The sequence below is a fragment of the Pseudomonas sp. TWP3-2 genome (assembly GCF_049897765.1).
Classification (GTDB): domain Bacteria; phylum Pseudomonadota; class Gammaproteobacteria; order Pseudomonadales; family Pseudomonadaceae; genus Aquipseudomonas.
Genome location: NZ_JAFCWW010000004.1, coordinates 87,652 through 99,539, shown reverse-complemented (window position 1 = coordinate 99,539; position 11,888 = coordinate 87,652). Strand labels below are relative to the sequence as shown.

Annotated in this window: 10 protein-coding genes; 6 read left to right on the top strand and 4 right to left on the bottom strand. The window is 58.9% G+C overall.

Annotated elements, in window-relative coordinates; all coding sequences use genetic code 11:
• The first annotated feature begins 19 nt into the window (after window positions 1-19).
• From ACP7EE_RS08065 to ACP7EE_RS08055, 3 genes are read left to right on the top strand one after another with little or no spacing between them, the layout of a single operon-like run.
• Entirely contained in the window at window positions 20-700 is a 681-nt protein-coding gene (locus ACP7EE_RS08065; RefSeq protein WP_426234144.1) for a C39 family peptidase, read from the top strand.
• 44 nt (window positions 701-744) lie between these two features.
• Entirely contained in the window at window positions 745-1,491 is a 747-nt protein-coding gene (locus ACP7EE_RS08060; RefSeq protein ID WP_426234143.1) for a hypothetical protein, read from the top strand.
• Between the two features lie 45 nt (window positions 1,492-1,536).
• Window positions 1,537-2,841 carry a hypothetical protein gene (locus ACP7EE_RS08055; protein ID WP_420649844.1) on the top strand — a complete coding sequence of 435 codons (1,305 nt, stop codon included), beginning with the start codon at window positions 1,537-1,539 and terminating at the stop codon, window positions 2,839-2,841.
• A 51-nt stretch (window positions 2,842-2,892) separates the two neighbouring features.
• On the opposite strand, the gene ACP7EE_RS08050 is transcribed toward ACP7EE_RS08055, so the two are convergent.
• On the bottom strand, window positions 2,893-4,218 hold the full coding sequence (locus ACP7EE_RS08050; RefSeq protein WP_426234142.1) for a sigma 54-interacting transcriptional regulator: 1,326 nt from the start codon (window positions 4,216-4,218) through the stop codon (window positions 2,893-2,895).
• Between the two features lie 345 nt (window positions 4,219-4,563).
• On the opposite strand from ACP7EE_RS08050, the gene ACP7EE_RS08045 reads away from it, so the two are divergent.
• The 3 genes from ACP7EE_RS08045 (at window position 4,564) to nhaB (ending at window position 7,978) form a co-directional block, all read left to right on the top strand.
• A complete protein-coding gene (locus tag ACP7EE_RS08045; protein ID WP_420649846.1) occupies window positions 4,564-4,830 on the top strand; it encodes a hypothetical protein in 267 nt (88 codons plus the stop codon).
• Between the two features lie 281 nt (window positions 4,831-5,111).
• Window positions 5,112-6,401 (top strand): hypothetical protein, encoded by a 1,290-nt coding sequence (locus ACP7EE_RS08040; RefSeq protein WP_426234141.1) that lies wholly within the window; start codon window positions 5,112-5,114, stop codon window positions 6,399-6,401.
• Window positions 6,402-6,475: 74 nt separating this feature from the next.
• Window positions 6,476-7,978, top strand: coding sequence for a sodium/proton antiporter NhaB (nhaB, locus tag ACP7EE_RS08035; protein WP_426234140.1), 1,503 nt, complete (start codon window positions 6,476-6,478; stop codon window positions 7,976-7,978).
• A 452-nt stretch (window positions 7,979-8,430) separates the two neighbouring features.
• Here the strand turns inward: nhaB and ACP7EE_RS08030 are convergent, their stop codons facing one another.
• From ACP7EE_RS08030 to gnd, 3 genes are read right to left on the bottom strand one after another with little or no spacing between them, the layout of a single operon-like run.
• A complete protein-coding gene (locus tag ACP7EE_RS08030) occupies window positions 8,431-9,240 on the bottom strand; it encodes an HAD family hydrolase (RefSeq protein WP_426234139.1) in 810 nt (269 codons plus the stop codon).
• A complete protein-coding gene (gene zwf, locus ACP7EE_RS08025; RefSeq protein WP_426234138.1) occupies window positions 9,237-10,760 on the bottom strand; it encodes a glucose-6-phosphate dehydrogenase in 1,524 nt (507 codons plus the stop codon). The genes ACP7EE_RS08030 and zwf overlap by 4 nt, the downstream gene beginning before the upstream one ends.
• On the bottom strand, window positions 10,757-11,737 hold the full coding sequence (gene gnd, locus ACP7EE_RS08020) for a phosphogluconate dehydrogenase (NAD(+)-dependent, decarboxylating) (RefSeq protein ID WP_426234137.1): 981 nt from the start codon (window positions 11,735-11,737) through the stop codon (window positions 10,757-10,759). The genes zwf and gnd overlap by 4 nt, the downstream gene beginning before the upstream one ends.
• Window positions 11,738-11,888: the final 151 nt, after the last annotated feature.

Below are 11,888 nucleotides of genomic sequence, written 5' to 3'. Positions count from 1 at the left end.
CCGCAAAGGCGTATCGATCATGCGTAAAACTGCCCTTATCGCCCTGCTTTGTCTGTCTGGCCTGAGTCAGGCTGCACAGATGCCGGTCGCTGCCCTGCCGGGTGGTGTGCTGGTCTACAAGGATGTGCAAAGCCTGCGTGAGCGCAAGTTTGCCGACATAGTCCAACAAAAAACCGATTTCAGTTGCGGCGCCGCTGCACTGGCTACGGTATTACGCCAGGCTTATTGGCTCGACGTCGATGAGGAGCACATCATCAAAGGCATGCTGGTCAACGCTGACCAGGACCTTGTTCGTACTCAGGGTTTTTCCATGCTCGACATGAAGCGCTATATAGAAAGCATCGGCATGCGCGCCAGGGGCTACAGGATTCCGCCGGAGAAGCTCGATTCAGTAACGATTCCGGTGGTGGTACTGATGGAAATTCGCGGCTACAAGCATTTCGTGGTTTTGCAGCGTGCTGACAAGGATTGGGTTTACATCGGAGACCCGGTTCTGGGCCATAAACGCTACAAGCACGATGATTTTGTCAAAGGTTGGAACGGTATTGTGTTCGCCATCGTCGGCCCCGGATATGACAAGGCGAATGCCTTGCGCAGCCCTCCGCTACCGCTGACCGCGAAAAACAAGCTGGATGGCTTCAACCCTGTCAAAGATGCTGAATTGATGGATTTCGGGTTCATACAGAGCGACTTCTTTTAATCGCCGATTATAAAGAGTGGGACTGGATGTCCCGGGAGCAGCAAATGAAAACCTCATACTGGCTGGCCGCCGCCTGCCTGGCAGCGAGTGCGTCAGGCTATGCCAATGCAGGATTCAAGCCCATCGAAATCAAGGACCAGGAGCTGGCCGAGCTGCGTGGTCGATATGTCATGCCGGGGCGGATCATCAGCTTCGGCATTGTCATGAGCAGTACCTGGCGCAACGCCAGTGGCGATCTGATCGGGGCAGCCACCTCGATGCAACTACAGGCAGCATCAGTCAAACCTGAATTCTACGTCCAGACCATCAAAGAACACGGCAACGGCAGCACCCCGCAACTGGGGACTGGCGAAGTCATTGGTGGTGCCGGGCTCAACAGTTCCCAGGGCATAACGCAAAGCGTACGCGCCGCGGGTGATGGCAACACGGCCGCCAACAACGTCGCGATCAACGTCAAGGAAGCCGCGCAGGCGCCCGCTTTGATGCCAACCCAGGGCCAGGCCTTGATGGCCGGGCAGACCATCACCGGCAGCAACGCCGCCGGCAATGTGGCGGTGTCGGCCACCAACGGTGGTGTACAAATGGCCATTCAAGCCTCGGGCAATCAGGGTACAGCGCTGCAACAGGTCGCTCAGGGCGGTTTGCTGCAAAATACCCGTCTGCTCGGTAGTGCCAACGTGGTCAACAACCTGACTCAACTCAACGTCGTGTTGAATAACAACGGCATGAGTGCCGGTGCACTGGACTGCAACCTGACCCAACTCAGAGCACTACGCAGTATTGGATATTGAACTACGCTGAGTCTCGATCATTGGGCTTAAAGGGACGGCTTATTCATGTATCGATCAGTATCACTGCGCGCCGCTGTATGTTTGAGCACTCTACTGCCGGCCGCCATGCTGCAAGCGGCACCTAATGCCGATGTAGAGGCTTTGAAACAGGAGCTTCTGGAGCTTAAGCAACGATACGAATCACAACAGAAAGCCCTGGCGGTACTCGAACAACGGGTCCGTCAGGTCGAAGATCAGCCCGCTTCCCCGCCACCAAAACGTCTGGCCAAGTCGCCATCCGACATGAAAGGCAATCGCGTAGCCACCGGGACGGGGGCTGCCGCAGCGTCGGGGGGCGCGGCGGGAGGCAGTGGCGCATCTTACGGTCAGTCCCTGGCCGATGATTCGCAGCCGGCGCAGAGCGTGTCCAACCTGTACGACGAGGCCAGCGGCTTCTTCGGTGGCGGCAAGTTCAGTGTCGAAACCGGCGTGACTTACTCGCGCTACGACACTCGCCAACTGATCCTCAACGGCTTCCTCGCGCTGGACTCGATCTTTCTCGGCAACATCAACCTCGACCGGATCAAGGCCGACACCTGGACCCTCGATCTCACGGGCCGCTACAACTTCGATAACCGCTGGCAGTTCGATCTGAACGTGCCGGTCGTGTATCGCGAATCGACTTACCAGTCGGGCGGTGGCAATCAGGGCGCGGCAGGTGTGACCACGGAAGAAACCGTCACCAAGGATCCAACCATTGGCGACGTCAACTTCGGGGTGGCTTACAAGTTCCTCGACGAGTCGGTCAACACTCCGGATGCGGTAGTCACATTGCGGGTCAAAGCCCCTACCGGCAAGGACCCGTTCGGAATCAAGCTGCGCCAGACCGATGCCAACTCCAACCTGTTCGTGCCTGACACACTGCCAACCGGCAACGGTGTCTGGTCGATCACACCGGGCATCTCGCTGGTCAAGACGTTCGACCCGGCTGTGCTGTTTGGCAGTTTGTCCTACACCCACAACCTCGAGGAATCGTTCGACGACATCAGCTCGACCGTCAACCAGAAAAACCCTGGCAAGGTGCGCATTGGCGACAGCTTCCAGATCGGCGCTGGCGTAGCCTTCGCACTGAACGAGAAAATGAGTATGTCGTTCTCGGTGTCTGATCTGGTGCAACGCAAAAGCAAGCTGAAACAGGATGGCGGGGATTGGGAGTCTGTGGTCTCCAGTGATGCCAACGCCGGTTATTTCAACATCGGCATGACCGTTGCTGCCACCGACAACCTGACCATCGTGCCGAACTTGTCGATTGGCATGACCGACGATGCGCCGGACTTTTCCTTCAGTTTGAAATTCCCGTATTACTTCTGACGTAAAGCAAAAGCCCCGCGTTTGCGGGGCTGTCTTTTTTGCTTAGGGTAATTAACGAATCTGATGCTTATGCAACAACCGATAAAACGTCGGCCGTGAAACCCCGAGCACTTTCGCCGCCACACTCAGATTGTCACTGTGCCGATTCAACACATCACACAGCGCCTGACGTTCCGCACGGGTTTTGTAATCCTCTAGCGTGCCCATCGGCGCAGCGATCGAATGCTGACTGATCAACCCAAGATCGCGCGCCTCGATCTGCCGACCTTCGGCCAGCACCAGGCCACGCCGCACGCGGTTAGCCAACTCTCGCACGTTGCCCGGCCAGTCATGTTTACCCATGGCGATCAACGCATCTTCACTGAAGCTGCGCGGCCGGCGACCGGTTTCGTGGCTGTAGAAGTGGGAAAAATGGTTGGCCAGCATCGACAAATCGCCATGCCGTTCGCGCAATGGCGCGGTGACCACTTGCAGGACGTTGAGGCGGTAGTACAAGTCTTCGCGAAAGCGTTTCTTCTCGATTGCCGCTTCGAGGTCGACGTGAGTCGCGGCCAACACCCGTACATCCACCGGAATCGGCTGACTGCCGCCCACGCGCTCAATATGTTTTTCCTGGAGGAAGCGCAGCAGATTGGCTTGCAGTTCCAACGGTAGATCACCAATTTCATCGAGAAACAGCGTGCCACCGTTGGCCGCTTCTATTCGCCCGACCTTGCGCTGATGCGCACCGGTGAAGGCGCCTTTTTCATGGCCAAACAGCTCGGACTGGATCAGATGTTCCGGAATTGCCCCGCAGTTGATCGCCACGAACGGCTTGCTGTGGCGCTGCGACTGCCGATGCAGCGTGCGCGCCACCAGTTCTTTACCGGTGCCGCTTTCGCCACGGATCAACACCGGCGACTCGGTCGGCGCCAGTTTGCTCAGCAGTTTGCGCAGCTCGCGGATCGGTTTGCTGTCACCGAGCAACTCGTGTTCTGGCTGATCAATATGAATCGTGCCCTGCCCGCGCAGGCGCGCCATGCCGAATGCGCGGCCGAGGGTGACCTGTACCCGCGACACGTCAAACGGCAAGGTATGAAAATCGAAAAACCACTCGCAGACGAAATCGCCGACATTTTGCAGCCGCAGCACTTCCTGATTGAGCACGGCTATCCACTCGGTGCCGCTGCGACTGATGAGTTCTTTGACAGCTTCGGGCCGTTCAAGGTGAAAAGGCTGCAAACGCAGCAGGCCGACGTCGCAACTTCGGTCGCCGGCATGTTCCAGCGTACAACTGTCGACATCCCAGCCTGCCGCGCGCAATCCGGGCAATAGTCGATGACAGTCGTCACACGGATCGACCACCAATAAACGTCGTAACGCAGGCGCTTCGCTCATGACTGTTCCTTGGCGCCAAATTAAAAGAAATGATTGTAAAAACAGTCATTTGGCAGACCTGGCTGTAACATTAGCAAGAATTTGACGGCGCCTTGTATCGATTGCTTATAGGCGTACAACTCAAGCAGTTATAAGCAGCGGGTTTATTAGTTAGCTATCGACTTGAATCTTTCACCAGCCTTTCAATAGCTGTCTTAAAGCTGAGGGCGTGAAAGAAAAAACAAATTTCTTCGAATCTTGTGTGACCCATCACCGGGTTGCGTGCATCAGTACAAGTAACCAGCCGAACGGTAAGCCCAACCGACGGCACATCACTTGATTGGGCACTATTAGAGAGAAGATCCCATGACCGCCCCGCTCCGTATCAACGAAGCTCTTTTGATTGCCAACCACGCGTTCAAACCCTACCAATGCGTGGCTTGGGCGCCACAAGACGGCAACGGCGAACTAAGCCTGACCGTTATCGACCGGACTAACTCGCACATCGGCCGTACGCAAATCCCGAGCAGCGCTTACTCCGATCCGGCTCAGCTTGAACTGCTGTTGCAACAGGCTCGCGCCGAACTGAGCGAAGACGGTTACTTGCTGCAATCGTGGTCGATGCCACATTGATTCAAACCAAAGCGGATGACTTTCGAGTCATCCGCTTTTTTATTGCCCGTTAGAAAAAACCTATACCCCGCCGCACGTTGTACAACTTGCGCCAGTGCTTTTATCGACGAAGTACTTGGCAGGCTTGCAACTGGTTCCAAAAGACACTGTTCTGGCACAGTGCGACCCTCCACCTGTTATTTCTGTCAGTTGTACTGGCGCTGATTCAGAGGTTGAATGTTTCGCTCATGCAGTTACCCGCCCGGCCCCGGGCGCAGGTCAACTTGCAAGGAGAAGCATGCATGCCATCCCGGAACGCCTTTGCGCTACCGACACTCGCCACCGACAGCGGACAACTTGACCCGGACTTTGCCAACCATGGCCTGGCTCAGGTGTATTTTGCCGACAGCACATCGAGCATGACGCAAGGCCTGGCCCTGGATGCACAAGGGCGAGTGCTGGTAGCCGCCAAAGTCGCAATGGCTGACGGCAGCCATTTTGGTCTGGCGCGCCTGTTAGAGGATGGTTCGGCGGACTTGAGCTTCGGCGTGCACGGCAGTGTGATCGACCAGTTTGCCCCAGGCTTCGAAGCCACCGGTGGCAAAGTCCAGGTGCTGCCCGACGGACGCATTCTGTTGGTGGGCCTGCACTACCAAAACGACCGGCGCACCCTGCCCGCCCTCGCCATGTTCGACGCTTGCGGCCGGCCGGATACAAGTTTTGGCGACAATGGCGTGCAAATCGTCCGCCTGCCCGGCGACCTGTCCATGGGGTCTCGCGATCCGTGGTTGCCACCGGGCGTTCCCGGTGCCGAAGCGTGCGATTGCGCGGTTCAGAATGACGGTCGGGTTTTATTGATCGCCAACCATCATTACGATTTTTCCGACCAGGTCGGCATGCTGATTCGCCTGACAGCGGATGGCCAACTTGATCCAGCCTTCAACGGCCGCGGCTTCGTGATGATTCGCCATCTATTGCTCAATACCTGGCTCGGCAGCCTGACCCTGCAAAACGACGGGCGGATTGTGGTGGCAGGTTCTATCGACTTTCCGCAACAAGGTCTGTTAGCGCGCTATCTGCCTGATGGGCAACTTGATCAACGTTTTGCCGTGGACGGCTTCATGGCGTTTAAAGCCAACGGTCAAAGTGCTCAAGTCAGTCAAGTAGTGGAATCTGCCGGGCATCTGCAGTGCTTTGGCAGCAGCCGGGATCCGATTCGCTGTATGGCGCTGGCCGTTCACACTAACGGCCGCCCCGATTTGCACCATAACAATGGTCAGCCGCACCTGCTGGACATCGGCCCCAGCGGCTGCCAATGGACCGCCGCGCAACGCATGGGTGATGGTCGCATCGTCACTGTGGGCGCAACTATCGGCGGTGTCGAGGCTGATTTTGTTGTCGCGCGATATTTGCCCAATGGCCGGCTGGATCCGCAGTTCGCCGAGGCCCGTGGCTGGTTACGCACGCGCCTGGGCCGCAGTCTGGATACCGCCACTTCGCTGGCTGTGCAGGCATCAGGCGGGATTCTGGTTGGCGGTTACTCGCTTGATGGAAAGTACCGGGCCGTCGTAGCGCGATATCTGAATCAATAATCAGAAACTTCCCACACTTGATCTTCCGCGGCGCTTACGGCAACTTGCGCGCTTCTTAAAACAAGGAGCAGCCGATGTCCGGTTCAATGGCCCAGGCCTTCGCGCACAACTTTCTCGGGCACTCGCCGCGCTGGTACAAGGCGTGCATCGTCGGGTTTCTGATCCTCAATGCGCTGGTGATGTGGACCGCCGGCCCGGTCGCCGCCGGCTGGCTGCTGGTGATCGAGTTCATTTTCACCCTGGCGATGGCGCTCAAGTGCTACCCGCTGATGCCCGGCGGCCTGCTGCTGATCGAAGCGCTGCTGCTGAAAATGACCACGCCGCAAGCCCTGTACGAAGAGTTGCAGCACAACTTCCCGGTGATCCTGCTGCTGATGTTCATGGTCGCCGGCATTTACTTCATGAAGGACCTGCTGCTGTTTCTGTTCTCGCGCTTGTTGCTCGGCGTGCGCTCGAAAGCGCTGCTGGCGCTGATGTTCTGCTTTCTATCGGCGTTTCTCTCGGCATTTCTCGATGCACTGACCGTCACCGCCGTGATCATCAGCGCAGCGGTCGGCTTCTACTCGGTGTACCACCGCGTGGCGTCCGGCAACGACCCGCGTCAGGACAGCGAATTCAGCGACGATCAGCACCTGCCGAAGTTGCATCATGCAGACCTTGAGCAATTCCGCGCCTTCCTGCGCAGCCTGTTGATGCACGGCGCGGTCGGCACAGCGCTCGGCGGTGTGTGCACCCTGGTCGGTGAGCCGCAAAACCTGCTGATCGGCCATGAAATGGGTTGGCACTTCGCCGAATTTTTTCTGAAAGTTGCGCCGGTCTCGCTGCCGGTGCTCGTCGCCGGTCTGATCACCTGCGTGCTGCTGGAGAAACTGCGCTGGTTCGGTTACGGCACCTTGCTGCCGGACAACGTGCGCAGCGTGCTGGCCAACTACGCCGCTGAAGACAACGCCGAACGCACCCCACGCCAACGTGCTGCTCTGGTGGTGCAGGGTCTGGCGGCGCTGATCCTGATTGTCGGGCTTGCGCTTCACGTCGCTGAAGTCGGATTGATCGGGCTGATGGTGATTGTGTTGATCACGGCGTTTACCGGGATCACCGACGAGCATCGCCTCGGCAATGCGTTCAAGGACGCCATGCCGTTTACCTCGCTGCTGGTGGTGTTTTTTGCGGTGGTGGCAGTGATCCACGATCAACAACTGTTCGTGCCGTTGATCCAGTGGGTGTTGGCGCTGCCGGCGGATCAGCAACCGGGGATGCTGTTCATTGCCAACGGGTTGCTATCGGCGATCAGCGACAACGTCTTCGTTGCGACGATTTACATCACCGAAGTCAAACAGGCATTTGTGTCTGGCCACATGAGCCGCGAGCACTTCGAAACGCTGGCGATTGCGATCAACACCGGCACCAACTTGCCGAGCGTGGCCACACCGAATGGTCAGGCGGCGTTTCTGTTTCTGCTGACGTCGGCGATTGCGCCGCTGGTGCGCTTGTCTTACGGGCGCATGGTGTGGATGGCGTTGCCGTACACCGTGGTGATGGGGTTGCTGGGCTGGTATGGCGTGAGTTACTGGCTGTAGATACACCCGATACAGCTTTGGGAGCTAGCTGTGATGGCTGCTTAGGGTTCCGCCCTGACGGCGGGTCACCTTTTCCAAACGCCGAAAAGGTAACCCAAAAGGCTTTACCCTGACGTTCGGCCCTCGCTGTGGCTCGGGTTCCTTCGCTCCGGGACCGATCCGGGGGCATCGCCTCCGGTTTGCTGCGCTGCACCTCCTCTCGATGTGTTCGACTTCGTCGAACGGTCGCTGCGCTCCCACCCCGGATCACTCCCTCCACTCAGCCTGCCGACGGGCGCTCGAGATCAAGAGCGGTACTCGAGCTAACGCTCATTGTGTTGAGTGGTTAGAAGCGAAGTGCGGTTTTCGGGTGGACCTCAACCCTGTGGGAGCTGGCTTGCCAGCGATGGCGGCCTCCGAGCCGACCAATCTCTTGCAGATATACCCGGCTCCCACAATGGTTTTGTGTGGTGTCAGCGCGGGAGGATGTATTTCTCGATCGCTTGCGCCACGCCGTCTTCGGTATTGGAGCCAGTGACCACATCGGCCTGACGCTTGACCGTGTCCTCTGCCTGGCCCATGGCAATCGACAGCCCGGCGCAATGGAACATTGCCGGGTCGTTGCCGCCATCACCAATCGCTGCAGTCTGCGCCAGCGGGATGCCGAGATGTCTGGCAATGGTCGCCAGTGCGCTGCCCTTGTTCGCTTCCAGTGCCGTCACATCCAGATAAACCGGTTGCGAACGCGACACCTGCGCCTGGCCTTCGACTTTGGGCAATAGCTGCGCCTCTAGTTCGATCAGCAGATCGGTGTTGTTGCTGGTCGCAACGATCTTGTCGATGCGCTCAAGGTACGGCTCGAAGCTGTCGACCACCACCGGCGGATAACCGAGACCGTGCTGCTCGCGCGGCACCATCGGCCCGTGCGGATCTTTCAGCAGCCAGTCGCCGCCGCTGAATACCCAGATTTCCACCTCAGGTTTATCGGCGAACAGCGCCAATGCGGTCAGCGCTGCGGTCGCCGGCAAATAATGAGCGGCTAACAGACTGCCATCCGGATTGACGATGGTCCCGCCGTTGAACGCCGCCGTCGGCAGATCAACGCCCAAGGCTTCGATCTGCTGCAGCATGGCTTTCGGTGGACGCCCGGTGGCGAGGCTGAACAACACGCCCGCCTCACGCAACGAACGCACCGCATCAATCGTGCGCTGGCTGAGGCTGTGATCGGGCAGCAACAGCGTGCCGTCCATGTCGCTGAGCAGAAAACGGATCGGTTCGCTCATCCGAGACCATGCCAGACGCGACCATCGCGAGTCAGCAGTTCATCGGCGGCTTGCGGGCCATCGTCACCGGCGGCGTAGGTCTGCACGCTCGCATCCTGCTGCCAGGCATCGAGGAACGGCTGCACTGCGCGCCAGCCGTTCTCAATGTTGTCGGCGCGCTGGAACAGCGTCTGATCACCGGTCAGGCAGTCGTAGATCAAGGTTTCGTAGCCGGTCGACGGCTGCATTTCGAAGAAATCCTTGTAGGCGAAACCCAGTTCGATGTTGGCCATGTTCAGTGCCGGCCCCGGCCGTTTGGCCAACAGGTCGAACCACATGCCTTCGTTGGGCTGGATCTGAATGCGCAGGTAGGTCGGTTGCAGCTCATCGACCTCGGTATCGCGGAACTGCGCATACGGCGCCGGTTTGAAGCAGATGACGATCTCGGTATCACGCACGCTCATGCGCTTGCCGGTGCGCAGGTAGAACGGCACGCCGACCCAGCGCCAGTTGTCGATCATGACTTTCAGTGCGACGTAGGTTTCCGTGGTGCTGTCGGGAGACACGTTGGTTTCTTCGCGATAACCGGGCAGAGATTTGCCGCCGACTTCACCGGCGCTGTACTGACCGCGCACCGAGTTGGCGCGCGCTTCTTCGGTGGTCCATGGGCGGATCGCGCCGACCACTTTGGCCTTCTCGCCGCGTACTGCATCGGCGCCGAATGCGGCCGGCGGTTCCATCGCGACCATCGCCAGCAACTGGAACAGGTGATTGGGCACCATGTCACGCAGAGCACCGGTGTGTTCGTAAAAACTGCCACGGGTTTCGACGCCGACGGTTTCGGCGGCGGTGATTTGTACGTGGTCGATGTAGTGATTGTTCCAGAACGCTTCGAACAGGCTGTTGGAGAACCGGCTGACCAGAATGTTCTGCACGGTTTCCTTGCCCAGATAGTGATCGATCCGGTAGATCTGCTTCTCCGACATGACTTTGAGCAGGCAGGCGTTCAACGCTTCCGCCGTCTGCAAGTCGGAGCCGAACGGTTTTTCGATCACTACCCTGCGGAACGCTTCGGGGGTTTCTTCGAGCAGACCGGCGCTGCCGAGACGGCGCACCACTTCGCTGAAGAACCGTGGCGCGGTGGCCAGGTAGAACACCGCATTGCCGGTGCCGCTGTCGGCGATTTTCGCCGCCAGCGCTGAATAAGTGCTGTCGTCCAGAAAGTCGCCCTGAACGTAGCTGATGCCTTTGGCGAGCTTGGCCCACAAGGCCGGATCAAGAATCTGATCGCCCTTGCCGACCTTCGCCGCCGCTTCGGTACGGATGAAGTCTTCGAGCTTTTGCGCGAACGCTTCATCGGTAATAGCGTTGTGGTCAACGCCGATGATCCGCAGGCCATCGTCGAGCAGGCCGTCGCGACTCAGGTTGTACAGCGCCGGCATGAGCAAGCGCTTGACCAGATCACCGTGGGCGCCGAACAGAAACAGCGTGGTCGGTGGCGCGGGGTCTGCCTTGGATTTCCTGCGGATCGTGTGGGTCATTTTTTTGGTGTCTCCACATGGCCGCCGAAGCCAAAGCGCTGGGCCGAGAGAATCTTGTCGCCAAAGGTGCCTTGGCCACGCGAGCGGTAGCGGGAGAACAGCGAGTTCGACAGCACCGGAACCGGCACCGCTTGCTCCATCGCCGCTTCAATAGTCCATTGACCTTCGCCGCTGTCGGCTACCGAACCTGAGAAACCGTCGAGTTTCGGATCGCTGGCCAGCGCGTCAGCGGTCAGGTCGAGCAACCACGACGAAACCACGCTGCCACGACGCCAGACTTCGGCGATGTCGGCCACGTTCAGGTCGAAACGCTGATCTTCCGGCAAGCGCTCGCTGGACTTGGTCTTGAGGATGTCGAAGCCTTCGGCGAAGGCGGCCATCATGCCGTACTCGATGCCGTTGTGGATCATCTTGACGAAGTGCCCGGCACCGGCCGGGCCGGCGTGGATGTAGCCGTGCTCGGCGCGCTGGTCATCGGACTTGCGGTCCTTGGTGCGCGGAATGTCGCCCATGCCCGGAGCCAGCGCGGCGAACAGCGGATCCAGACGCTGCACGGTCTCGGCATCGCCGCCGATCATCATGCAGTAACCGCGCTCGAGGCCCCAGACACCGCCGGAGGTGCCGACGTCGATGTAGTGCAGGCCCTTCTCGGCCAGGGTTTTCGCGCGACGGATGTCGTCCTTATAGTTGGTGTTGCCGCCGTCGATGATGGTGTCGCCGGCTTCAAGCAGATTGCTCAGGGTTTCGATGGTGTCTTCGGTCGGCGCGCCGGCCGGCAGCATGACCCACACCGCACGCGGTTTGGCCAGGCCGGCGATCAGGCCGGGTAGATCAGCGACGCCGGTGGCGCCCTCGGCGGCCAGGGTCTCGACAAAGGCGGTATTGCGGTCGAACACAACGGTGGAATGACCGTTGAGCATCAGACGCCGTGCAATATTGCCGCCCATGCGGCCCAGTCCAATAATCCCGAGTTGCATGTGCTGATGCTCCTTACTACAAATAAAAGTGTGTCAAAGGTTATAGCCCAACGCGACTAATGGAGGTTAGTCCAGAGCACTGGGGTGAAGTTTCCGGGCATTGTGCCCGATCCAGACAGATAACGTCGGGAATCGTGCCGAAGACACACCG

Coding starts and splice junctions, on each gene's coding strand:
- ACP7EE_RS08040 (WP_426234141.1), top strand. CDS start 5,112: ATGCCATCCCGGAACGCCTTTGCGCTACCGACACTCGCCACCGACAGC.
- nhaB (WP_426234140.1), top strand. CDS start 6,476: ATGTCCGGTTCAATGGCCCAGGCCTTCGCGCACAACTTTCTCGGGCAC.
- ACP7EE_RS08050 (WP_426234142.1), bottom strand. CDS start 4,218: ATGAGCGAAGCGCCTGCGTTACGACGTTTATTGGTGGTCGATCCGTGT.
- ACP7EE_RS08055 (WP_420649844.1), top strand. CDS start 1,537: ATGTATCGATCAGTATCACTGCGCGCCGCTGTATGTTTGAGCACTCTA.
- ACP7EE_RS08065 (WP_426234144.1), top strand. CDS start 20: ATGCGTAAAACTGCCCTTATCGCCCTGCTTTGTCTGTCTGGCCTGAGT.
- ACP7EE_RS08030 (WP_426234139.1), bottom strand. CDS start 9,240: ATGAGCGAACCGATCCGTTTTCTGCTCAGCGACATGGACGGCACGCTG.
- ACP7EE_RS08060 (WP_426234143.1), top strand. CDS start 745: ATGAAAACCTCATACTGGCTGGCCGCCGCCTGCCTGGCAGCGAGTGCG.
- gnd (WP_426234137.1), bottom strand. CDS start 11,737: ATGCAACTCGGGATTATTGGACTGGGCCGCATGGGCGGCAATATTGCA.
- ACP7EE_RS08045 (WP_420649846.1), top strand. CDS start 4,564: ATGACCGCCCCGCTCCGTATCAACGAAGCTCTTTTGATTGCCAACCAC.
- zwf (WP_426234138.1), bottom strand. CDS start 10,760: ATGACCCACACGATCCGCAGGAAATCCAAGGCAGACCCCGCGCCACCG.